Consider the following 23,882-nt stretch of genomic DNA (forward strand, 5'->3'; position numbering starts at 1 on the left):
GGTACTCGGGCTACTGCGCGGCCATTTCGTTGAGCATCATGATCGGCTGCATGATCGAGAACACGATAAAGCCGACGCTGCCGCCCATGAACACGATCATGAGGGGCTCCAGCAGCGCGGTCATGCGCGTGAGCGCGGTGTTGACCTCGCGGTCGTAGGCGTTGGCGACGTCGGTGAGCATCTGCTCGAGCTGGCCGGAGCGCTCGCCGACCGAGATCATGTGCGTCACCAGGGCCGGGAACTGGCCGCTGCGCTTGAGCGCCGGGGCGATGCCCTCGCCCTCGCGGATGTTGTCGCGGGCGGTGGCGACGACCTTCTCGAGCACCCAGTTGCCGAGCAGCGCCCGCACGATGTCGAGCGCCGCGAGCAGCTGCACGCCGCTGGCGAGCATGGTCGCAAGTGTACGGGCGAACCGCGCGATCGCCAGCTTGCGCGCGAGGTCGCCGATGATCGGCAGCTTGAGCAGGATGGTGTCGCCGGTCGCGCGGCCGACGTCGGTCTTGCGCCAGCGGCGGAACAGCCAGCCGAGGCCGAAGAAGCCGACGATGATCATGTACCACCAGACGGCGATGAAGTCGCTGAGCCAGATCAGGAACGCGGTGTTCCACGGCAGCTGAGCGTTCATGCCCTCGAACATCTCCGTGATCTGCGGGACCACGTTGAGCATCAGCATCGTGATGATGCCGCCCGACAGCACGGTCATGATCGCCGGGTAGATCATCGCCGAGGTGACCTTGCCCTTCAGCTCCTCCTGCTGATCCATGAAGTCGGCGATGCGCAGGAGCACGGTCTCGAGCGAGCCGGAAGCCTCGCCCGCGCGGACCATGTTGATGAACAGCGGCTGGAACACGTCGGGGTAGCGGGCGCAGGCGTCGGCCAGCGAGCTGCCCTCGTTCACCTTGTTGGCGATGTCGCTGAGGATGCCCTTGAGCCGCCGACTCTCGCTCTGCTCGGTGATCGCCGCCAGCGACTCGGGCAGCGTGACGCCGGCGCAAAGCAGCGTGGCCAGCAGCCGCGTGGTGCGCGAGATCGTTTTCTGCGAGACGCGGTCGAACAGCGCCCCGAGGTCGACCTCGCGGCCGCCTGCCCCGCCCGCGGCCGCCACCTGCGCCGTGGTCTCGCTGACCGCGGTGAGGAAGATGCCGGCGCGCTTGAGGTTGGCCTTGAGCGCGGCGACCGTGTCGGCCGACTCGACGCCCTTGACCGTCTTGCCGTCCTTGCGCAGGCCCGTATACGCGTACGCCGGCATGCTTCGTTACGACTCCACCGAGGTCGCGCGCAGGACCTCGTCGAGGGTGCTGATGCCGCAGACGACTTTGTGCGCGCCGTCGTCGCGGAGCGTGCGCAGGCCCTGAGCCAGCGCCGCCTGCTTGATCTGCATGGCGTCGGCGTTGCGGATCGCCAGGCGGCGGACCTCTTCGCTGACCATCAAGACCTCGTACACGCCGGTTCGCCCGGAGTAGCCGCTGCCCTGGCACTTGTCGCAGCCGACGGCGCGGTAGACGTGACCGCGCGGCGGCAACCGCCGCGGCTCGGGCACCGACAGCGGGATGACCTCGCCGTTCTCGTCGCGCACCGGCACCTTGAGCGCCTGCTCGCCGGCGTAGAAGGCCGCGGGGATGATGCCGATCTCCTCGAGCTCGGTCGCCAACGGCCGGTACGGCTCGCAGCAGTGGACGCACACGCGGCGGATCAGGCGCTGGGCCTGCAGCGCGACCAGCGATGAGGCGACCAGGAACGGCTGCACGCCCATGTCGACCAGACGCGTGATGCCGGTCGCGGCGTCGTTGGTGTGGATGGTGCTGAGCACCAAGTGACCGGTGAGCGACGCCTGGATCGCGATCTCGGCGGTCTCGACGTCTCGGATCTCGCCGACCATGATCACGTCGGGGTCGTGGCGCAGGAAGGAGCGCAGGCCGGCCGCGAAGGTCAGGTTGATCTTGCTCTGCACCTGCACCTGCGAGATGCCGGCGAGCTGGTACTCGACTGGGTCCTCGACGGTGAGGATGTTGAGGTCCGGCGTGTTGATCTCGGTCAGCGCCGAGTACAGCGTGGTCGTCTTGCCCGAACCGGTCGGGCCGGTGACGAGGAAGATGCCGTGCGGCCGGTTGATGACGTCGCGGATCATACGCAGGTGGTCGGCCGCGATGCCGATGTTGTCGAGCTTGAGCGCGACGGCGGACTTGTCGAGGAGACGGACCGTGATACGCTCGCCGTGGGCCGTGGGCACGGTGGCGACGCGCATGTCGACCTCCTTGCCGGCGATTTTGCGGCGGATGCGGCCGTCCTGCGGCAGCCGCTTCTCGGCGATGTTGAGGCCCGCCATGATCTTGACGCGGGCGATGACGCTAGGAAGGTGGGCCTTGGGCGCCCGCTTGACCTCGTGCAGCACGCCGTCGACGCGGTTGCGGACGATGATCTCCTTGTCACCCGGCTCGATGTGGATGTCGCTGGCCTTCTCCTTCGAGGCGTTGAAGATCAGGCTGTTGACGAAGCGGATGATCGGCGCGTCCTCGGCCGAGGCGTGCAGGATGTCCTCGTCCTCCTCCTCGTACTCCTCTTCCTTCTTCTCGAGGTCGACGTCCTTGGTGCGCCGCGCGTAGGTGCGGTTGATGAGGTCGAGGACGTTCGACTCCGGCATCAGCGTGACGTCGACGTCGGCGTCGTAGAGGGTGCCGAGGTCGTCGAGGTCGAGGAGTCGCAGCGGGTCGGCGGCGTAGACGCTGAGCACGCTGCGCTCGCGGTCGAGGCGGTATGGCAGGACCTTGTTGGCGCGCGCGTACTGGATCGGCAGCTGCTCGACCAGCTCGTCCTGGATGTCGCCGATCTCGGTGTTCTCGCGGGCGGGCAGGCCGAACTGCCGCGCCAGCCCGCGCGCGAGGTCCCACTCGGAGCAGTGCTTGAGCCGCACCAGCGTCTCGCCGATCTTCTCGCCCTCGAGGTGCTGCGCCTGCAAACCCTCGGCGAGCGCCTCGGCGGTGGTGCAGCCCATCTCGATCAAGATCTCGCCGAGCGGGCGCGCGAGCGGACGGACCCCGAGCGGCGCGAAGGTCGGGCCGGCGTTGCGTTCTGCGGTGGTCTTGAGGGCGGTGTCCATGGGCATCTCAGACAACAGGATAGCTTCAGGGCTCGCGCCGGATCACCGGCGCGGGGTTCACCGTCGCGGGCGGCGCGCCGCCGCCCCCGCCCTCGCCGCCGACGTTGTCGTCGACGGCCGAACGCGGGCTGAGGCCGAGCTCGCCGGTGATGATCTCGCGCCGCATCTCCTCCTCGGCGCGACGCAGCAGCAGCTCCTCCTGCTCCATGCGCCGGGCCTCCTTGTCGATCGCGGCCAAGATGCCGGACTTCTTGCGGTAGTTGATGTTGCTCTTGAGCTCGCGCTTGCGGAAGTTGGTCTCGCGCTCGATGAACTCGAGCCGCTCCTTGTCGCGCCGCTCGTGGATCCGGCGCACGTCGTCGGGGCTGTCGATGATGTGCGGGACCATGATGAGGAGGAGGTTGATCTTCTCCTTCTCCTTGACGCGGTTCTTGAACAGCCAGCCGAGGAGCGGGATCGAGCCGAGGCCGGGGACCTGCTTGACGTTCTCGCTCTCGCGGTCGCGGATGAGGCCGCCGAGCACGACCGGCTGACCGTCGCGGCCGACGATCTTGTCGAGCTTGATGCGCCGCTTGGTGGTGGTGACGCCGAGCACCGGGTCCTTCTCGGTGATGTCGCGGTCCTCGACCTCGACGTCCATCGTCACGTTGCGCTCGTCGTTGATGTAGGGCTTGACCTTGATGCGCAGCGTGACGTCCTGGCGCTCGACCGACTGCAGCGGGACCAGGCCGGTGCCGCCGCCGCCACCTGCCCCGAAGGACAGGGCGCCCGGGGTCGGGACGTTGCGGCCGACCTCGATGGTGGCCTCCTGGTTGTCGGCCGCGTACATGTGCGGCTCGCTGACGACGTTGACGTCGCTGTTGCTCTGCAGCGCCTGGATGACGGCGCCGAAGGCCGGGACGTCGCGGCCGGTGCCGAGGATCGTGCCCGAGTTGATCAGCGGGGGACCGATGATGCCGAGGGTGAAGTTCTTCAGCGAGTCGGGCGAGAGCAGCAGCGAGTTGAGCGCAGGCGTCGGAGAGCTACTGACCAGGCCGATCGCGGTGGCAGAGGTGCCGCCGAGCTGGGTGGTGATCGGGTAGCCGAAGTGGCCGCCGGCGCCGGCGTCGGTGCTGTGCTTGATGCTCACCTCGAGCATGTAGATCTCGATGTAGAGCTGGCGCCGCTCGCGGTCGAGCTTCTCGATCACCGGCTCCAAGTTCTTGTAGTCGGCCGCCGAGGCGATGATGACCAGCGAGCGCGTCGCCGGGTCGGGCGTGACCTTGACGTCGCCGGAGAATAGGTCGGCGCTGACCGGGTTGCCCGCGGGCGGCTTCTGCCCGCCCTGCTGCGAGGCCTGGGCGGCCTGCTTGGCGCCGGTGGCCAGCTGCGACAGCACCTGCGCGACCTCGGTGGCGTCGGCGTTCTTGAGCTTGTAGACGTGGATCCGGCCGCCGCCGCCGGGCAGCTTGACGTCGAGGCGCTCGATCAGCTTGCGGATGACGATGTAGTCGGACTCGGTGGTGACGATGATGAGGGTGCTGCTGCGCTCGTCGACGATCACGCGGCTGATCGCCGAGTCGGTCTGACCGCCGCCGCCGCCGCCGCCGCCGGCCCGTCGACCGGCACGGCCGCCCGTGGCTCCGCCGCCGCCGCCACCGCCGCCGCCGCTGGCCTTGGCCTCGCCGAAGATGTCACGAATGATCTGCGCGACCTCCTCGGCGTTGGCGTACTGCAGCTGGTAGAAGAAGATCTTCTCGCTGCCCATCGGCTGATCGAGCTCGGCGGCGAAGGTCTCGAGCCGCCGCACCATCGAGCCCTTGTCGGTGATGATGAGGAGGTTGCCGACCAGGTCGACGCTGCCCGACTTGCTCTTGAGCTGGCCGAGGACGTCGCTGATCTCCTTGCTGTTACCGTGCTTGACGCGCATCAGCTTGGTGACGAAGCGGTCGCTGTTGGGCGCGTCGGCGTCGTCGCCGTAGGTCGGCAGCGTGCGGTTCTTGGCGTCGGTGGTCTCGACGATCTTGAAGTAGCGACCCGAGGGCTCCACCGTCAGGCCCATCGTCTCGAGCGCGGCGTAGAAGGCCGCGTAGGCCTCCTCGGCCGTGACCGGCTCGGGCGACAGGATCGTCACCTTGCCGGACCGCACCTTGCGGTCCCAGATGAACTTCTGACACGTGATCGACATGATCCAGTTGACGAGGTCCTCGAGCTCGGTCTCCTTCGGCAACGTGATCGTGAACTTGGCCCCGCGCGGGGTCTTCTTGCACGTGTTGAACGGGATCGGGCCGCCGCCGGGCGTGCCGCCGCCCTCGTCGCCGATCAGCTCGCCACCACGGCTGCCGGTGGTCGGATCCTGCGCGGACGCGGAGACGGTGGTCGGGCCGAGCGTCAGAGCGGCCAGACCGAGAGAGACGAGGCCCAGTGCAGTCGGGCGGACGGGGTTGCTACGCGCAATCATTGGATCGTGATGTCCTTGGTGATCGACTCGCCCTTGCGCTCAATCGTGACCTGAAGGTTGCTGGCGCTGCGCATCTTGGTCAAAAGGCCCATGACCTGGTCGACCGACTTCAGCTCGATGCCGTTGACCGAGGTGAGGAGGTCGCCGTTCTTCATGCCGAGCAGCTTGGGCAGGCTGCCCGGGCGGATCCCGTAGAACTTGAAGCCCTTGGTCTCGCCGTCCTTGATCGACGGCATCACCCGCGCCTGCTTGGTCAGCGCGGCCGGGTTGGCGAACAGGCTGTCGATGAACATGCGATCGACGGTGCACGAGTTCTCGCTCTCGCACTTGATCGCGTCCTCGGCCCCGGGGATGGCGCCCGCCGCCGGCGGCGCGTCTTCCTTCTTCTCGGCCACCTGGACGGGCTTGGCCGAGGGCTTCGGTGGCTCGACGCCGAGCTCGATGTACTCGAGCGCGCCGCCGTTCTTGACGTGGACGAGGCTGCGCTCGACGCTGACGAGGTAGACTCCGGAGCGGATGCGGTCGCCGGGCCAATACGGACCGACGCTGCCGTCTTCCTCGTCACGGATGGTCGCCCACGAGTACTCGGGCATGTTGGTCTCCATCGTGGCGATGAGCCGCAGCGGCTGCGTGCACGGGCCCTCGCCGGGCTGCTTGCCGCCGGCGACCTGCGGCAGCTCGCCGGGCCCGAGGTCGGGCGCGACCGCGGGGCCGCCGGGGCCGGTCTCGGGCGTGATGACCTTGGTGCAGGTCGGGCAGAACAGGTTGAGCGAGAGGATGGTCTGCGTGACCTTGTTGCGGTCGGCCGCGGAGGGTCCGCGCGAGGGGCTCGACATCAGCCGCGGGTTGATGATGGGCTTGTCCTCCTCGTCCTCTTCCTCTTCCTTGGCGCCGTCGGTGTCGGTGCCGGTCGCCTCGGCCTCGTCGGTCGGGGTCTCGTAGATGTACGAGGTGCCGAGCCAGGTGGTGAACGCCGAGGCGGCGAACGCAGCGGCGACGCTGAGGCCCAGCGCCTTGACGACCCAGAAGTGCTGCTTGAAGACGGCTTCCATCGCTCTCCGCTAGTGGATGACCTCGTCGCTCTCCGACTCGACGCGCGGCGCGGGCTCTGCAGGCTGCGCGCCGGACTCGAGCTTGCGGTAGATCGTGCGGGTGGCAATGCCGAGCAGGTCAGCCGCCAACCGCTTGTCGCCGCGCGTGAACTTTAGCGTCTCCGTGATCATCCGGCGCTCGACCTCCTCCAGCGGGGTCCCGACCGAGAATGTGATCTGACGCCCATGACCGGCCTGCGGGTCGCGCAGCTCCGGCGGCAAGTCGTGCTCGTCGACGAGACCGCCCCGGCACAGCACGACCGCGCGCTCGACCGCGTTCTCCATCTCGCGCACGTTGCCGGGCCAGCCGTAGTTGCTCATGCGGTAGAGCGCGGCCTCGGTGAAGCCGGACACCGGCTTGCCGTGCTTGCCGGCGAAGATGCGCAGGAAGTGGTCGGCCAGCAGCGGCACGTCCTCGAGGCGATCGCGGAGCGGGGGCACGCGGATCGGGATGACGTTGATGCGGTAGAAGAGATCCTCGCGGAAGCGCCCGGCCTTCACTTCCTCGGAGAGGTCGCGGTTGGTGGCGCAGATCAGGCGCACGTCGACCTTCGACAGGCGCCCGCCGACCGGCTCGATCTCACCCTCCTGCAGCGCGCGCAGCAGCTTGACCTGGATGTGCAGCGGGATCTCGCCGATCTCGTCGAGGAACAGCGTGCCGGTGTGCGCCTCGAGGAAACGACCCTCACGGGCCCGCACCGCGCCGGTGAAGGCGCCCTTCTCGTGGCCGAACAGCTCGCTCTCGAGGATCGACTCCGGCAGCGCGGCGCAGTTGGTCGGCACCAGCGCCCGGGCGGCGCGCGGGCTGTGCTGCTGGATGTAGCGGGCGAACAGCTCCTTGCCGGTGCCGCTCTCGCCGAGCAGCAGCACGGTCGCCGACGAGCCCGCGGCCTGGCGCGCCATGTCGAGGGCGGCCCGCAGCACCTGGCTGTTGCCGACGATCGGGCGGTTGGTCGCGGCCGCCAGCTGGGCCTTGAGCTCGCGGTTTTCGGCGACCAGCGCGTGCTTGTCGAGCGCCTTCTGCACGGCGGCGATGATCGCGGCGCGCTTGAGCGGCTTGGAGATGAAGTCGTAGGCGCCCAGCTTCATCGCCCCGACGGCGTTCTCGACGGTGCCGTAGGCGGTCATCATGATCACCTCGACCTCGGGGGTCAGCGCCTTGACCGCCTTGAGCAGATCCTCGCCGGTCATGCCCGGCATGCGCAGGTCGGTGATCATGACCTGCACCGGCACGTTCCGCAGGATGTCGAGCGCCTGCTGACCGCTCGCGGCTGTCCGAACGGACATGTTCTCCTTCGCCAATACCTTCTGCAGCGCGTCGAGGATGCTGGGCTCGTCGTCGACGACGAGGATGGTCGGGGTACGGGCGGTGCTGGTCATGGGCGCTCGAGTCGAACCCGCGGTGTGCAAGCCGGGGTCCTCGGTGAAAAGCGAATGATTCTAAGGCAACTCCTGGAGCCAGAACGAGGCTGTCACGCGCAATTGTCAGGCCGTCCGAGGCGGGATGCCAAAATGGCAATCGCGGCCCTCGCGCCCAACTCCCGGCGCCTCAACCGCCACCCCCCTGCCCCGCCTTGGCGGCGCGGCGGCGAGGTCGGCCAGCGGGGGATTCGGGGGCTGGCGCTTGGGACAGGTCGAGGAGCGGCAGCTGGGACGAAGGCGAGGCCGATGAGGTGCGGGGGGATGTCTCGCGGGACAGGTCACCGGTGACAGCTCGCGTCGTCGGTGTGCTCGGTGGTCGCTCGGCCTGGTGCGCGCCTGTCTCGACGGACATGTGAGGGTTGTCGGGCTGCGGCTCGCTCGGCTCGCTGCGTAGGGTCGCGGGTGCCGGTGCACCTGTTTTTTGGGACATCTCCGCTTCGGCGGGCTTCGCGGTCGCTCGGGTGCTCGTAGTCCTGGCTTGCGCGACCGTCTTCGCCGCGGGCTCGGTCGGCGCCTCTGACTTCGACGGCCCTGTCCCGGAAGACAGGCCATCCTCGGTAGCGCGCTTGGTGGCTGCTTTGCGCTGTTTCTTGCTCGGGTCCGCGCCTGTCTCTTCGGTCAGCTTCCCAGGGACGGCCGCAGCTGTCCTTGCGGACGTGTCGGCGCCGGCCGCGAAGTCGCGGACGCTGCGGATCGCCACGCGCCGCTTCTCGAACACGAGGAAGTAGGAGTGGTTCTTGCGCGCGTGGACCTGGGCCTTGAGCCGGCTGACCCCGGGGCTGTTGGGGCGCACGAGCACGAACAGGTCCTTGCAGTAGAGGCCGAGCGACTCGCCGCCCGTGATCAGCTCGACATGAGTAAGCCGCTGCTTGTTGGCGCTGACCTCGTCCTGGCACTTGACGATCAGGACGCCGCCCGGCACGAGCACGCGCGCGGCCTCGCGGCAGGCCTTTTCGTAGAGGTCGACGACCGCGTCGTGCCACTTGGGGCCGGACTCGGTGACGGCGGCGGCCGAATAGGCGCGGCGGAAGGCGGCGTGGGTGCCGGAGCCGGCCATGTGGTCGACGCTGCGGCGGTACATGCCCTCCATGTACGGGGGGTCGAGGACGACGCAGTCGAGGCTCGCGTCGGCGTACGGCAAGGCGCGGCAGTCGACGCCGCTCGTCAGCTTCGCGCCGGCGCGCGCGGGGACATCCGGCTTGAGGGCGATGTCGCTGGCGAGCAGGGTGTAGACGCCGTCGGGGACGCGGCGCCAGAACACGCCGAGGCCGTAGGTCACGTCGGCGACGGTGCTGCCCTTCGGGACATGTAACTCGAGGATCTGGGCGAACAACTCGGCGTTGTCGCCGACCCGCGCGGAAACGACGACGTCGGCGGTGGCCACCCCACCCTGCACGCGCCGGGCAGGTCGCGACTCGGTGGGCGCGACCTCGGGGGTATGTTCTTTCGGCGCGGCAGGATGCGATTTGGCGGGCGCGGCTTCACGCACGCTGGACCGCGCGGCTCGGCGTGGCTCGGCGCCTGAGGTCCCGCGGGCCCGCATGCGCCGGGTGGTTGCAGGCTGCGGCTCGTCCCCGGTGGTCTCCCGGGTCCGCTCGCTACCAGTGGTCGCACGGGGCCGCGCCGAGGCTCGGCGCGACTCGGCGGGTGCGCCCGGCTCGTCCGTGGCGGCCTTGCGCGCCCGTCCGCGTCGGGCGGTCGCGGAGCGCGGCTCGGCGGCGGATCGGGAGCGGGCGGCCATGGGGGCCGGACGGTACCCGATCTCGCGGCCGCTGGCCCGAAATGCGCGCGCCGGCGCGGCCCGCTCGCGGCAGGCCGGCCGGCGCCGGCAGGGAGCGCGGGGCTCAGCGGTCCGAGGCGGCCTCGTCCTCCTGCTGGTCGCGCAGCTGGGCCAGCAGGCGGTCGCCGCGGGTCGTGATCTCCTCGTAGAGGGCGTTGCAGCGCGGTTCGGCGCGCTCGAGCCAGCGCTCGAGGATGCTGCGGCGCTCCGGGTGCTTGCGCGACTGCTCGAGGAGGATCTCGACGATCGCGGTGTCAGCCATCAGGCGCGTCAGCCGCTCGGCGTGCAGCATCGCGTAGGAGAAGTCGCGCTTGGGGTCCCAGTTCTGGAAGAACTCCTTGGACCACTCGGTGATCTTGTGCTTGCCGAGGCCGCGCAGCTTGTCGGCGGCGGTGCGCTGGATCAGGTGCTGCTGGGCGGCGAGCGTCAGCGAGGTGAGGCGAGCGACGCGGCGCTCGAGCGCGTCGAGGGCCGAAAGGCTGCGCCAGCGGGCCTGCGCCACCCGGGTGAGGAAGCGCTGCGGGTTGCGCATGATGCCGCTCATCGCGTCCTTCATCGCCATGAGCGACTGGATCTGGCTGGTGCCCTCGTAGATCGGCAGGACCATGGCGTCGCGCAGCAGCTTCTCGGCCCCGTACTCGCGGACGTAGCCGGCGCCGCCGAGGATCTGGATGCACTTGCGCGACATCTCGACGGCCTTCTCGCTGGCGATGTACTTGAGCAGCGGGGTGAGCCGGCGGGCCCGGTTGCCGTGGCGCTTGGCCTGCTTGAGCACGCGCGCCCGCTCGATGCTGTCGGGGTCGGTGTCGAGCACGCCCTGCATCTTGGTCCGCTGGTGCAGCTCCTCGTGGTAGGCGCACTGCATGGCGAGCGCGCGCAGGCCGAGGATCTCGGTCTGCATCTCGTCGAGGAAGTCGGCGATCATCTCGTGGCGATCGATCGACTTGCCCATGCTGCGGCGCTCGGCGGCGTAGGCCTTGGCCTTGCGGTAGGCGGCCTCGCAGGCGCCGATCGACTCGAAGCCGACGCCGACGCGGGCGTTGTTCATCAGCAGCAGCATGAGCTGGAAGCCCTCGCCGCGCTTGCCGATCAGGCGGCCCGGGGCGCGCTCGAAGCTGACCGCGGCGGTGGCCGAGCCGTGGTGGCCGAGCTTCTCCTCGAGGCGGTCGATCACGGCGATCCGGCGCCGCGAGCCGTCGGGCATGTCCTCGTAGGCCGGGACGTGGAACAGCGACAGGCCGCCGAGGCCGGGCTTGTCGGGCTCGGTGCGGGCGATGACGATGTGGTGCTTGCCGTGGCCGGAGGTCAAGAAGATCTTCTGGCCGGTGATGTACCAGTTGCCCTCTTCGTCCTGCTCGGCGCGGGCCTTGAGCGCGGCCATGTCGCTGCCGGCGTCGGGCTCGGTGATGTCCATGCTGCCCCACGCCTCGCCGCGCAGGATCTCGGCGATCTCGGGCTGGAAGCGCGTGCCAGTGATGACCCGCTGCTCGCGGTCGAAGGTGGTGGAGCCCTCGTGCACCGAGTACAGCAGGAGCATCAGGGCGATGCCGCTGTAGAAGTTGTAGTGCGTCATGACGACGTTGTCGGCCCGCGCCATCAGCTCGCACACCATGAAGTGGACGACCGCGGGGCAGCCGATACCGCCGAGCTCACGCGGCAGGGCCAGACCGTGGAGGTCGAGGCCCTTGATCTGCTCGAACAGGGCGTCGGTCTCGGGCGCGAGGTGGCCCTCGCCGTCCTTCAGGTGGACGCCCTTCGCGTCGATGGCCATCGACTTCGGCGCAATCTGCTCGGCGGCGAACTCACCGACCATGCCGAGGATGTCGCGGTAGGCGGCCCGCGCCTCGTCCAGCGAGGCATAACCGCCGGGGATGCGGAAGTCCTGCTCGACGAGCCCGACGATCGGCGCCCAGTCGAGGCCGCGATCCATGTAGAACTGGAGGTCTTCGTTGTCGTCGAAGTAGTTGGCCACGAGACGACACTAGCCGAGGCCGATATGCTGAGCAAGCTCAGGAAAAGTCCGTGCAGGCAGCGGGCTGGAGGCAGTTTGAGCCGTTCGAGGGCCTGCGCGAGCGGCGCTAGGCGGTCGAATGTCCGCACCGCGGAGTGCCGCATGGTGGCGTGATAAAAGGAGGACCGTGAGCCGAGGCAAGGGGATGCGGAGCCGTGAGCACGAGTCGTTCCGCCGCGAGGCGACGTTCCACGCGGCGGCTCACGCGCTGACGGAGACCGTGCTCGAGGCAGACCGCGAGGCGACCGCCCGCCGCGAAGAGGTGGCGCCAGGGGTGCATGTGCTCCACGGGGTGATGTCGCCGAAGGAGTGCAAGCGATTGATCGCGGCGGCGGAGGCGATCGGCTTCACTCACGCGGGCCTGGCGATCGGCGACGACACGTACCGGGTCAACCTGGCGGCCCGCAACAACCTGCGGGTGGTGTTCGACGCGCCGGAGCTGGCCGAGGGGCTGTGGCAGCGGATCCGCGGGATCGCCGATCCACAGCACGAGGGCGCGCCGCTGCGCGGGCTCAACTTCCGCTTCCGCGTGTACCGCTACGAGGTCGGGATGCGCTTCTCGCCTCACGTCGACGTCCGCACTGCGGTGCCGCTCGGCGAGACGCGCGAGTCGCTGGTCATCTTTCTCAACGCCGAGTTCGAGGGCGGCGCGACCCGCTTTTTCGAGGAGAAAGACAAGTCGCAGCGCCGCGGCCAGGGTCGCGGGCGCAAGTTCGACAACAAGGTGAGGTTCGCGCTGAAGCCCCCCGTCGGCGGCGCGGTGGTGTTCGACCACCTGCTGCTCCACGAGGGCGCAGAGGTGACGGCGGGCGTGAAGTATGCGGTGCGCACCGACGTGATCTACGGGCCGCGCTGACTGGCGCGGAGGTGGCGAGGAAGATCGCCTGTCTTTGAGGACAGGCGATTCCGCAACGCCGGTCGAACAGTGACCTGTCCCCGGGGACATCCACGCCGATCGAGATCGTGGATGTCCGCAAGGACAGGTGCCCGCTCAGGGCGTGTAGCTCGGCAGTTCGACCACGTAGGCGTCGACGGTCTCGCCGCCGCCCCAGTCGCTGCCGAACAGGATCCGCGTGCCGCTCGGGCTCGGGACGGCGGTCGGCGCGGCCCAGTACGGCTCGCCGAGGTTGGTGTTGTTCTGCCCCCAGCTGCGATGCCGGCCCACGCGGCACACCTGGCCGGTGTTGGTGTCGGCCAGCAGCAGCTCTTGGTCGAGGAGCCCCTGCCCGGAGGGATCGCCGATGGTCGACACGACGACCCAGCCGGGCCGGTGAATCGCCAGCGCCGAGATGTGGCCCGCCGGCGGATACGGATAGCCCGTCTTCGGGCCGATGATCACTCGCGAGGTCGCGTCGGTGAGGTCCCAGGTCACGAGGGCGCCGATGTCGTCGTTGCCGCCGGGGCCCGGGTCGTAGACGAAGCCGTTCCAGGTGTCGTGGCCGTTCGCCAGCATGCCGAGCGAGGCGTGACCCCAAGGCTCGAGCAGATCGAGGGTGTGCAGCACGTCGAGCGCAGGATCGACGACCCGGCCGGTGTCGCTCAAATACGCCAGCGAGCCGCTGGGCCCGATCTGGGCCGGGTTCTCGTCGAGCGTGACCTGCCCGAGCACCGCGTCGGTGGCGACGTCGTAGACGAACACCTGATCGTCGCAGACGAGGCCGAAGCGGTTCGAATCCCACGACGAGAACATCGGGTCGCTGCCGCCGCTGACCGGACCGCCGCAGAAGTCGAAAGTGTGCACGGGCTCCTCGACCTCGGTGTCGACGTCGAAGCGCACCAGCGTCTTGCCGTGCATGAACATCACGATGCTCGGGTCGGCTCCGTGCCAGTAGAACTGCTCGAGGTCCGGCGGATCGATCGGCAGTTTTTTCAGAAATTCGTAGGTCTTGCCGTCGTAGAGCAGGTGGCCCTCCGTCACGTCGTAGAGGATGAGGCGCGTCTCGTCCGTGTTCCACGCGGCGATCGTGCTGTAGGCGGGCTTGATCACCGGATTTGCGCCCATCGCAGTGACGCCGCTGATCCGCCGGATCGTGGTGCCGAACTCCGCGTCGACCACGGTCGCGCCCACCTCGGGCTTGGCGAGCGGGGTCATCGGCCGGTCCATCAGATCCTGCACCAGCCCGGCGCACAGGTCGGGCGGGTCGACCGGTTCGCCGGTGGTGTCGCCCTCGGTCGTCGTCGCCGCAGTCGGGTCGCTGGTGGCCTCGGTCGTCGTCCCCGGTCCGGCGGTCGTCGGCGTGGGATCGTCGGTGCCGACAGACGAGCTCGCTGTCGTCGAGGTGGTCGTGAGGCCGCTGTCGTCGGTGGTCGAGGCTGTCGTCGAGGTGGTGGTCGTCTGCGGCCCGTCGGTCGTCGAGCCGGCGTCGTCGTTGCTGCCGCCGCCGCCGCAACCGCAGGCGACGAGGAACGCGAAGGTCCATCGATGCGAAGCGAATGTCATGGGTCGACGCTAACACGCCGATCGGCCGCGGGAGCACAGGCGAATGCGCGCCCTGCGGCCCGTAGTCGCCGTTCTGCAGCGGTTTACGGGGTCCGCGAGCCTCACGTCGCGGGCGATCAGGCGCAGTCGAACATGGCTTGAAGGACAGATGCTGAGAATCGCAGCGCGCGGGTCATCGATGGCAGAGCAATGTCTCGATAGACATGTCGTAATGGCCAGCCGTGAGCGGGCGCGCTCGCTCGCGGCGGCACGGCCCTCCCGGGAGGCGCGTCCGCGTCTGCGCTGGTTGCCGAGGTCGCCCTGCCGCGTGTACGATCGCGCGATGACCTTGTCCCGCTCCTTAACAGTCTCCGCCGCGCGGTGGTCCGCGGCCCTGTTGTTCCTGCTCGCCCCGGCCGCGAGCCGCACCGCCCGCGCCGACGCAGTGTCCGAGCCGCCGAGCTGCCCCGACGGCTCGAGCCCCGACGGCTGTCACGGGGGCGAGTACTGCGAGCCCAACGAGTGCACCGACACCTGTCCTTCGGGCAAGGTGTGCAAAGAAGTCGAGCGCTGCGCGGGCACGATCACGTGCGGCGGCGGGTGGACCAGCACCGGCGGCGACTTCTCGGTCGACAACATCCTCGGAGACTGCGGCGAAGGGGGTGCGTGCGCTGCGGGGATGTGCAAGTCGTTCAAGCTGTGCGTGTCGGACACGACCGGCTCGACGTCGACGAGCGACGGCTCCGGCACCTCTCAGGGCTCCGAGTCCGACGGCGCGAGCGACGGCACGCCGCCGAAGAAAGAGGGCTGCGAAGGGTGCCGGACGAGCGACGACGCCGCGCCGGCGCTGCTGGCCCTGGGCGTCCTCGGCCTGGCGATCGGCCGGCGCTCGCGACGACGCTGACGGCGGCACGACGCGAGCCGGCGAACGCTCCTCGGGTCCGACCCGAAACGCAGGGGCAGACCGGCGCGTGGTGCCGTTGCGGCGCTCGGTCGGCGAAGACCGGGCGCCCGGCGCTCTGCGTGCACCCTGCCCTGCGCGCCCAGGCTCCGCGCGGCGGGTTCGGCCGCAGAGCGCCGATCGATGCGTGCGCCCTGCCCTGCGCGCCCGGAGTCCGCGCCATGCGTGGGCCTCGCGCTGCCATCGACCACCGACTGACCTGTCCCTTACGCCAGGTACCGCCCTCGGCGCGAAATCGAGCATCACTGCTCGCATCGACAAGTGCGGGGCCATTTGCGACTCTGCATGCTGCCGACATGCCGATCGAACAGCAGCTCGTCCCCACCTCGCGTCTCCGCGTCCACACCCGCATCGCCGGTCCGGCAGGGGCCCCGCTCGTCGTCCTCGTCCACGGCAACGCCTCGAGCGGCGGGTTCTTCGAGCCGCTGATGCTGGCGCTCTCCGATCGCTTCCGCGTGATCGCGCCCGACATGCGCGGCTTCGGCGACACCGAGCCGGCGCCGATCGACGCGACCCGTGGCGTGCGCGACTTCGCCGACGATCTGCACGCGCTGCTGGTCGCGCTCGACCTGTCCTCGCGGCCAGCCGTGTTCGTCGGCTGGTCGGCGGGCGGCGGCGTGATCATGCAGTACGCGATCGACCACGCCAGCAATGTCGCCGGGCTGGTGCTCGAGAACCCGATGTCGCCGTACGGCTTCGGCGGCACCCGCGACGCCCGCGGCACCGCGACGACCGCCGACTTCGCCGGCTCGGGCGGCGGCACTGCCAACCCCGAGTTCGCGCGCCTGATCAAGGCCGGCGACCGCAGCGGCGACAACCAGGTGTCGCCGCGCAACGTGATGAACACTTTCTACTTCAAGCCGCCGTTCCGGGTCGAGCCGGCCCTCGAGGACGTGTTCGTCGAGGCGGTGGTGAAGACCAAGATCGGCGACGACCACTACCCCGGCGACATGACTGCCTCGTCGAACTGGCCGGGAGTCGCGCCCGGCACGCGCGGGATGAACAACGCGATCTCGCCGAAGTACGTCGACCTGTCGCCGTTCGCCGGCATCGAGCCGCGGCCGCCGGTGCTGTGGATCCGCGGGGCCGACGACCAGATCGTCAGCGACACGTCGGTGTTCGACTTCGGGTTCCTCGGCAAGCTGGGCGCGGTGCCGGGCTGGCCGGGCGACGAGGTCGCGCCGCCGCAGCCGATGGTCGGGCAGATGCGCGCGGTCCTCGACGTCTACGCCGGCAACGGCGGACGCTACGAGGAGGTGGTGTTCTCCGACTGCGGACACTCCCCGCACATCGAGCAGCACGAGCGCTTTCTTGCGGCGCTGCGAAATTTGGCCGAGTCGGTGTTTTAGCCGCAACAGCGGGCTTCTGTGCACTTTTGCGCCGGCGATGAATGGGCTAAATTGCTGCACATGCGAACAAGCCGTCCCTGGGCCGTCCTCACCCTCCTCCTCGCCTGCACGCCGCAAGGTGGCGGCGACACCGACGCGACGACCGCGGCGGTGACCGACTCCACGCCGGGCACCGATTCGACCGACTCGAGCGACGCGACCAGCACTGCGACGACGGGGCCGACGTCGACCGGCGACGAGCCGCCGACGGGGACGACGACCGAGCCGTCGGCGACCACCTCGACGACGGAGGACCCGACCGCGCCGACGAGCACGACCACCGAGACCGGCGGCGATCTACTGCATGGGCTCGTCCTCGAGGACACGTTCGAGGACGGGATCTTGAACGGCTGGGTCCGCGTCGAGCGGTGGTTCGACCCCGATCCGTTCTTCATTCAGGAGGATCGGTTCGACCTCGATCAGCGGGCCCACCAGACCGGGCAGCGGCTCGAGTTCTTCGGCAACGACCCGGTGCCGCACAGCGGGCGCTTCTTGCTGTACTACGCGCCCGGCTGGAACAACGGCGCCAAGTCGACGGTGCTGCTGGCGCACGGCGCCAACGACCAGGCCGACCGCGCGTGGGCCAACCCCGGCGAGAGCGGCGACTTCGGCTGCGGTCAGTCGACCTGCCCCGACATCGGCCTGATGCAGGAGCTGGCGGCGGCGGGCCACCGCGTGTTCGCGGTGTCGCACGCGCACAGCCAGGGCGACAACGTGTTCTGGGCCCTGCAGATCGCGTGGGCCATCGACATCATCCGCGAGCGCACCGGGGTCGACAAGGTCGACGTGATCGGGTGGAGCAAGGGCGTGATGTCGTCGCGCATGTACGCGTCGGGCCTCACCGGCGGTCACCTCGAGTACCGCAACGACATCGGCAAGCTGATCCTGATCGGCGGGCCGAACCTCGGCTTCGACTACATCTTCCGCTACGGCACGGCCCACAACGCCGGCGTCTACGCCGACTTCGGCGGCAAGATCCACGCGCCCGGGCCGCACGACGAGCTGCTGATCTTCGGCCTGTGGGAGGACCGCTCGGAGTACGCGATCTACAAGTCGGCCGCCGGCGACAACTATCGCGGGCAGCTGCAGATGCTCGCGGCGTGGGACGACGTCTATCCGCTGACCGGCACGGCCAACAACGGGCTGATGCAGTGGATCGTCGGCGACAGCGAGTCGACCTACTACGGCGAGGGCCAGTACAAGGGCGTGTACGCCCGCGGCAAGGGCATCGACTACGCGATCCAGCAGGGCTCGGTGATCGCCGACATGATCGACGCCGGCATCCCGGCCTCGATCTCGACCCACCTGCTGTGCGGCGACCTGAACCTGGGCGACAACAGCGTGCTGATCCCGGGGATCCCCAACGAGATCGCCGGGCCGAGCGACGGCGTGGTGTTCGTCGACAGCTGCGCGGCGACCGACGGGATCGGGACGCTCACCGACTCAGCTGTCCTGAAGGACATCAACCACCTCAAGCTGGGCTGGCACCCGACGGCGGCCGCCCAGATCTCGACGTGGCTCGGACAGTGAGGCGAAGGCCCGCCCGGGGCCTCACCCGGGCGGCAGCGGCTCGCTGTGCTCGGCGAGCCAGCCGGCGATCTTCGGCCAGATGACCCTGGGGCCCTTGCTCGAGGTCGACAGGCCGATGTGCCCGACCGGGAACCGCAGCAGGGTCTTGTCGGTCGAGCTCACCGCGCCGAGCAGCGCCTCCGACGAGGGCGGCGGGGCGATGGTGTCGTTGTCGGCGACGAGGACGAGCAGCGGGCCGTGGATCTGGCGCAGGTCGACGCGCCGGCCGCCGACGATCATGCGGCCCTCGAAGAAGTTGTTCTCCTGGTAGCAATCGCGGACGTACTGCCGGTACACCTCGCCGGGGAACGGCACGTTGTCGGCGGCCCAGTGCTCCATGGCGAGGAAGTTGGTGACGAAGTCGCGGTCGTCGAGGCGGCGAAACACCTCGAACCACTTCGAGATCCGCTGCACCGGGGCCATCATCGAGAAGCCCGACTCCATCAGGTCGATCGGGACGTTGCCGTAGGCGTCGACCATGCTGTCGACGTCGAAGAACTCGGGGTCGGTCCAGGTGGTGAAGATGCCGCCGTGCTTGAAATCGACCGGGGTGGCCTGGGCGACGAAGTTGCGCACGCCATTTGGGTGGAGCGCGGCGGCGGCCAGGGCCATCGTGCCGCCCATGCAGTAGCCGTACATCGTCAGGTCGTCGGCGCCGGACAGCTTGAAGACCCACCGCTTGGCGGCCTCGACGAAGCCGCCGAGCAGGTCGTCCCAGGTCATGTCCTGCTCGACCGCGCCGGGCGTGCCCCAGTCGATGGCGTAGACGTCGAAGCCCTGCTGGGTCATGAACTCGATCAGGCTGCGACCCGGCAGGAAGTCGAGGATGTAGTAGCGGTTGATCAGCGAGTAGACGAACAGGATCGGGGTGCGGAAGCGACGCACGGCCGGCTCGAAGCGGATCAGCTTCATGCCGCCGCGCGCGTACACGACCCGCTTCGGGGTCGAGTTGACCGGCGGATCGCCGAGCCCGGTGGCGCGCTTGACCAGCGGCGCCAGGTAACGCGTCGGGCTGATCGCGCGGTCGCGCAGCGCTCGCTGCCAGGCGGCGCCGATCGTGGCTGTCCCTTCGGCCATGTCCGCGAGCTTGCGCGCGGCGCCCTTGACCCGCGAGAACGGTCCGCCGTCGCCCATCGTCACGCGGCCCCCCGGACCGAGCGGGCCAGCTCGGCCTGCAGCTTCTCCAGCAGCTGGAGCGCGAGCTCGAGCTGGGTGGTGGTGATCTCGAGCCGGTCCTCGGCCCGCCGCAGCTGCGCCCGCACCTCGTTGAAGTCGCCGAGGGTCGGCACGCGCCAGAAGTGCAGGACCTCCTCGGTGAGGTCGACGACGTCGCGGTGGAGGTGGAACATCTTCTGCAACCCGCGGCCCGCGAACTTGAGGTAGCGCGGGCTCGTGGCCAGGCGCGTCATGACGCCGGTCGAGGCGCCCTCGAAGCGCATCCACCACTTGCCCGGGCCGCTCCTGGGGTCGGTGAGGTAGCCGACGAGCCGGAGGATCCGGGCGGTGAGGTTCTTGGGGGCTGTCTCTTGGGACATGGCGAATAGAGTCCTATGCGGAGGTGGAGAGCAGGGTCCGCAGCTCGCGCTTGAGGATCTTGCCGGCCGGCGAGAGCGGGAGGGCGTCGAGGAAGACGACCGACTTGGGGACCTTGTAGCGGGCGAGGTGGTCGCGGCAGCGCTGCAGCAGCTCGGCCTCGCTGGCGCTGGCGCCCGGGCGCAGGGCGACGACGGCCTTGCCGACCTCGCCCCACTGCGCATCGGGCACGCTGATCACGGCGCACTGGGCGACCGCGGGGTGCTCGTAGAGGATCTTCTCGATCTCGACCGGGTACACGTTCTCGCCGCCGGAGATGAACATGTCCTTCTTGCGATCGACGATGTAGTAGAAGCCCTCGGCGTCGCGGCGCGCGAGGTCGCCGGTGTGGAAGAAGCCGGCCTCGTCGAAGTGCGGGGCGTCGACGCCGAAGTAGCCCGAGCAGGCGGCCGGGCCCTTGAGCACGAGCTCGCCGACCTCGCCGTCCTTCACCGGGACGTTGTCTTCGTCGACGATCCGCGCGTCGACGAAGTAGTTGGGCCGGCCGATGCTGCCGGCCTTGGCCTCGCCGAACTCGGGCGCGAGCGAGAAGGCGCCGGGACCGAACTCGGTCATGCCGAAGCCCTGCTTGAAGGCGACCTTGTGCACCGCACAAAAGGCGCGGATCAGCGGCACCGGCAGCGGGGCCCCGCCGCTGGTCAGGAAGCGGACGCTGGCGAACGAGGTGCCGGCGAAGCGCGGCGAGTCGAGCATCATCTGGTACTGGGTCGGCACGCAGAACAGCGCGGTGACCTCGTACTGCTCGATGAGCGCGAGCATGTCGTCGGCGGTCCACTTCTTCATGATCACGACGGTGCCGCCGAGCGTGAGCAGCGGGACCGTGTAGACGAACAGGCCGCCGGTGTGGAACATCGGCGTGTGGGTGATCGTGACGTCGCCGCGCTGGATCTCGTGGACCATCGTGTTGAGGGTGTTCCACGCGATCTGGCGGTACGAGATCCGGGCGGCCTTGGGCGCGCCGGTGGTGCCGCCGGTGAACAGCAGGCAGGCGATGTCTTCGACGTCGACGGCCGGGTTGTCGACCGGATCGGCCGGACCGGCGAGGATGGTCGCGTAGGCGCTGCTGCCGGCCACGGGCTCGCCTTCGAGGTGGACGAGCTCGGCGATCGCGGTGTGCGGGTGCAGTTCGGCGGTGGTGGCGGCGAACTCGGGGCCGAACACCAAAACCTTCGGCGCGACCGGGAGGATGACGTCGACGAGCTCGCGCCAGGGGCTGCGCCAGTTGAGCGGGACGAAGATCGCGCCGAGCTTGGCGCAGGCGAAGAAGACGTCGAGGACCTCGACGCCGCTGTGGGCCAGCAGCGCGACGCGGTCGCCCCGGACGACGCCGCGGCCGCGCAACCACCCGGCGACCGCGTCGGCGCGCCGGTTCAGCGCGGCGTAAGTGAAGCGGCCCGCCTCGCCCTTGGCCACGTCGACCACGGCGAGGTTGTCCGGCCAGTACTGCGCTCCGCGTCGCATCCAGTCGCCGATGAACATGCGAAGATCCTCCGCTCCCGAGGCTACCCGAAGGCCCGGCCGTGCTGCACCTGCGAAACGGCCTGCCGGGGTCTGCCGGCCGAGGATAGGCCGACGCGGCGGGAGATCAAGGCGTGAATTGTGCAGCGCACAAACGGCTCAGGAGGCGGGCCGCCTGCCCTTGCGGGGGGGCCGGCCGTCCTCGACGGTGCGCCGCAGCTCGGCGAGCTCGCGCCGCAACGCGGCCAGCTCGTCGGACATGCCGCCAGGCTCGGGCGGAGGCGGCTCGTCGGGGAACGGCGGCGGCGCCGGCTCGCCGGCCGCGGGCCCGCTCCCGCCGAACCATCGCTTGAGGATCCCCGGCATCGCCAGGTCGGCCAGCGGGTTCCACGGGACGACGGCGCGCGCGCCCCCCTTGAGCTGCAGGTAGACCTCGAGGGCCCAGGCGATGTAGCGGCCGAAGAACTCGGCGAGCGCGTCGTCCCGCATGCGCACGAGCTGCTTGAGCAGGGACACCGGGAGCAGGCGCGCGGCCCCACGGCTCTCGAGGATGATCTGCGCGAGCGTGACCTGGGTGAGGTCCTGCCCGCTCTTGGCGTCGACGACCTTGAGGTCCTCGCCCATGCGCACGCGCTCGGCGATCTCCTCGAGGGTGACGTACCTGCTCCCCTCGGTGTCGTAGAGCCGACGGTTGCCGTACTTCTTGACCTGCAACACGGCGAGAACGGTAGCCGAGGTCGTGCTGCAGGTGCGAGGGGCGATTTCGCGCAAACGAGGGCGAGGGCCGTGAACGGGCGAAAAGACGGGCTTCGTCGCCTTCTACAGGTGTTCGGCCCCTGGTGCCGGGCGGCGAATCATCGGCCGGTCGAGCTCGGCGCGGGGCACGGTCGGCCGCGCCGCGGAAGGTTCGCGCCTGGAGGTGCGGCGGCCAGCGGACGGTGAGACGCGAGCTGGCCGAGGGGACAGGTCGCCTAGGACATTCGCAGCCCGCACCCTCCCGCTGTCCTCACGGACATGTCGCGGGGGCCAGCTTGCAATCGGAGAACCAGGCGGCCACGTCGCGGCACTGCGGGTCGGCCGGGTCGGCGGCGGCGCAGGCGAGGAAGCCGGCGCGGTCGCGCAGGGAGCACAGGCGCGGCAGCTCCCACTTGCGGTCGCGGCAGCTGGTGTCGCGCGGGTCGCAGGTGCTGCGCATCCAGGTAGCGGTGCCGTCGCCGCGGAGGAACACGCGGTCGTCGATGTTGCGGTTGCCGACGAGGCTCTCGACGCGGAGGCTGGCGGCGGCCTCGGCGGCCAGGGCCCGGTAGAGACAGGCGTCGCCGGCGACCTCGTCGTCGCACGGGCGCGGCGAGGCGCAGGCGTCGAGCAGCGCGAGGGCGATGTCACCCGGGCAGCGGCCAGCCGCGCACACGCAGGCGCACTCCTCGGGATCCTGCGGTCCGAGGCCGCACTCGGTCCAGCCTGCAGGATGCTCGGGGCCGGGGAAGTCGCCGGCCTTGCGACCGACGCGGCGGACGTGGAAGACGTCGCCGACCCGCTTGTAGAAGGTGGAGTCGTAGTCCTCGTCGCCGGTCGAGGCGCTGGCGGTGGCGCAGAAACCCGCGGCCTCGAAGGCGCAGCTCGAGCGATCGGCGAGGCGCTCGGTGGCGAACCAGATGCAACCGGCGGCGTCGCAGTCGGCCTCGACCGCGTGCGACTCGCACGGCTCGACGGGCGCGGGCGGGAGCTCGGGCGCGAGGTCGGGCAACGGCGTGACGAGAGCGCCCGTGCCGGTGACCGGCATGCTGGTGGCGGCGTCGCCGGTGCTCGTGCTGCCGGCGGTACCGGTGGTGCTCCCCTCGCCGGCGGTCGCCACGGTGCTGCCCTCGCTGTCGGTGCCGCGCGAAGCCGCGTCGGACCGCCCGGGGCTACACCCAGTCGCAACCAGCCACAAGAAGAGAGAGGCGACGCCTGCCAGGCGCGCGCCAAGACCTAACCGCACGGTCTCATGTTGCCAGAGCACGCCGAGGAGATCAAGGAATCGCCGCGCTGGCGGACCTGGCGCGACGCGACGATCGCAACTTTGGGCTGCCCGGTGATGTGGGCGAGCATCGCCGGTGTAAGAAGGTCGCTGCGACGAATGGGTGATGCGCGACACAGGCCCGGCGCGATGAAGGATGAAGAAGGAGTGCCGGCCTGAAGTCGGCGCACCGATCGCTCCCCTGCCGTCGCGGGGGAGAGGCCCACGCCGAGGCGCTTTCGCGGGCCCGCGGCGCCCGGGCGCTGGAGGTGCGAGTCGATGCTCGGCTCGTCGGAGCGCGAGTCGTCGGTCGCGAGGATGACCCGCGCTCGCGGCTGCACGGTCGATGACGTCGGTCGGCGCGCCGCCTGCCCTTCCGGCTCGGTCGTCGCGCGCCCGTTCCTGGCGCTCGCGCGGGTCGATCCTTGCGGTGACATCGGTGTCCGTTTCGGGGACGCGCCTCGATGGTGAGGCGAACTGAAACGCGTTGTTCAATCGCGCGGCGGCGCAGGCGACGTCGCCCGGTCCGCGCTGGAGCCGATGGGCGAAGCGCAGTGCGTCGATCGGCATGACAGTGGGGTGCTGCGGCGGGAGTACGACTGTCCGGTCCAGGGGGGCTGGAGCCGGAGCGCGACCGTCGATGCGACGCGCGAG

Annotated in this window: 18 protein-coding genes; 5 read left to right on the forward strand and 13 right to left on the reverse strand. The window is 69.7% G+C overall.

Features of this window, described 5'->3' with window-relative positions; translation table 11 throughout:
- Positions 1-10: 10 nt before the first annotated feature.
- The 7 genes from gspF to OV090_RS30380 form a co-directional block, all read right to left on the reverse strand.
- Positions 11-1,249: a type II secretion system inner membrane protein GspF gene (gene gspF, locus OV090_RS30350; protein WP_267708135.1), complete on the reverse strand. Its 1,239-nt coding sequence runs from the start codon at positions 1,247-1,249 to the stop codon at positions 11-13.
- 6 nt (positions 1,250-1,255) lie between these two features.
- Positions 1,256-3,097, reverse strand: a complete 1,842-nt coding sequence (locus OV090_RS30355; protein ID WP_267708136.1) for an ATPase, T2SS/T4P/T4SS family — start codon at positions 3,095-3,097, stop codon at positions 1,256-1,258.
- 25 nt (positions 3,098-3,122) lie between these two features.
- Positions 3,123-5,537, reverse strand: a complete 2,415-nt coding sequence (gene gspD, locus OV090_RS30360; RefSeq protein ID WP_267708137.1) for a type II secretion system secretin GspD — start codon at positions 5,535-5,537, stop codon at positions 3,123-3,125.
- Positions 5,534-6,589: a type II secretion system protein GspC gene (gspC, locus tag OV090_RS30365; RefSeq protein ID WP_267708138.1), complete on the reverse strand. Its 1,056-nt coding sequence runs from the start codon at positions 6,587-6,589 to the stop codon at positions 5,534-5,536. The genes gspD and gspC overlap by 4 nt, the downstream gene beginning before the upstream one ends.
- Positions 6,590-6,598: 9 nt before the next feature.
- On the reverse strand, positions 6,599-8,008 hold the full coding sequence (locus tag OV090_RS30370; RefSeq protein ID WP_267708139.1) for a sigma-54 dependent transcriptional regulator: 1,410 nt from the start codon (positions 8,006-8,008) through the stop codon (positions 6,599-6,601).
- Between the two features lie 169 nt (positions 8,009-8,177).
- Positions 8,178-9,446 carry a DNA methyltransferase gene (locus OV090_RS30375; protein WP_267708140.1) on the reverse strand — a complete coding sequence of 423 codons (1,269 nt, stop codon included), beginning with the start codon at positions 9,444-9,446 and terminating at the stop codon, positions 8,178-8,180.
- 448 nt (positions 9,447-9,894) lie between these two features.
- On the reverse strand, positions 9,895-11,802 hold the full coding sequence (locus tag OV090_RS30380) for an acyl-CoA dehydrogenase family protein (RefSeq protein WP_267708141.1): 1,908 nt from the start codon (positions 11,800-11,802) through the stop codon (positions 9,895-9,897).
- Positions 11,803-11,968: 166 nt separating this feature from the next.
- Between OV090_RS30380 and OV090_RS30385 the strand changes: the two genes are divergently transcribed.
- The gene (locus OV090_RS30385; protein WP_267708142.1) at positions 11,969-12,697 is read left to right on the forward strand and encodes a 2OG-Fe(II) oxygenase; all 729 of its coding nucleotides are present in this window, start codon (positions 11,969-11,971) and stop codon (positions 12,695-12,697) included.
- 135 nt (positions 12,698-12,832) lie between these two features.
- Here OV090_RS30385 and OV090_RS30390 read toward each other — a convergent pair whose 3' ends face one another.
- A complete protein-coding gene (locus tag OV090_RS30390) occupies positions 12,833-14,281 on the reverse strand; it encodes a hypothetical protein (RefSeq protein WP_267708143.1) in 1,449 nt (482 codons plus the stop codon).
- Between the two features lie 322 nt (positions 14,282-14,603).
- On the opposite strand from OV090_RS30390, the gene OV090_RS30395 reads away from it, so the two are divergent.
- From OV090_RS30395 to OV090_RS30405, 3 genes are all read left to right on the forward strand, one after another.
- Entirely contained in the window at positions 14,604-15,164 is a 561-nt protein-coding gene (locus OV090_RS30395; RefSeq protein WP_267708144.1) for an MYXO-CTERM sorting domain-containing protein, read from the forward strand.
- Positions 15,165-15,517: 353 nt separating this feature from the next.
- The gene (locus tag OV090_RS30400; RefSeq protein WP_267708145.1) at positions 15,518-16,570 is read left to right on the forward strand and encodes an alpha/beta hydrolase; all 1,053 of its coding nucleotides are present in this window, start codon (positions 15,518-15,520) and stop codon (positions 16,568-16,570) included.
- A gap of 60 nt (positions 16,571-16,630) precedes the next feature.
- Entirely contained in the window at positions 16,631-18,139 is a 1,509-nt protein-coding gene (locus OV090_RS30405) for a hypothetical protein (protein WP_267708146.1), read from the forward strand.
- Positions 18,140-18,160: 21 nt separating this feature from the next.
- Here OV090_RS30405 and OV090_RS30410 read toward each other — a convergent pair whose 3' ends face one another.
- The 5 genes from OV090_RS30410 to OV090_RS30430 form a co-directional block, all read right to left on the reverse strand.
- Positions 18,161-19,312, reverse strand: coding sequence for an alpha/beta fold hydrolase (locus OV090_RS30410; protein WP_267712100.1), 1,152 nt, complete (start codon positions 19,310-19,312; stop codon positions 18,161-18,163).
- Positions 19,313-19,314: 2 nt separating this feature from the next.
- Positions 19,315-19,713 (reverse strand): hypothetical protein, encoded by a 399-nt coding sequence (locus tag OV090_RS30415; RefSeq protein WP_267708147.1) that lies wholly within the window; start codon positions 19,711-19,713, stop codon positions 19,315-19,317.
- Positions 19,714-19,726: 13 nt separating this feature from the next.
- Entirely contained in the window at positions 19,727-21,250 is a 1,524-nt protein-coding gene (locus OV090_RS30420) for an AMP-binding protein (RefSeq protein ID WP_267708148.1), read from the reverse strand.
- Between the two features lie 138 nt (positions 21,251-21,388).
- A complete protein-coding gene (locus OV090_RS30425) occupies positions 21,389-21,946 on the reverse strand; it encodes a polyhydroxyalkanoate synthesis regulator DNA-binding domain-containing protein (RefSeq protein ID WP_267708149.1) in 558 nt (185 codons plus the stop codon).
- Between the two features lie 289 nt (positions 21,947-22,235).
- Positions 22,236-23,210: a hypothetical protein gene (locus OV090_RS30430; protein WP_267708150.1), complete on the reverse strand. Its 975-nt coding sequence runs from the start codon at positions 23,208-23,210 to the stop codon at positions 22,236-22,238.
- 6 nt (positions 23,211-23,216) lie between these two features.
- Here OV090_RS30430 and OV090_RS30435 point away from each other — a divergent pair, with 6 nt between their 5' ends.
- Entirely contained in the window at positions 23,217-23,408 is a 192-nt protein-coding gene (locus OV090_RS30435; RefSeq protein ID WP_267708151.1) for a hypothetical protein, read from the forward strand.
- Positions 23,409-23,882 lie beyond the last annotated feature (474 nt).

The organism is Nannocystis sp. RBIL2 (assembly GCF_026626745.1).
Taxonomy (GTDB): Bacteria; Myxococcota_A; Polyangia; order Nannocystales; family Nannocystaceae; genus Nannocystis.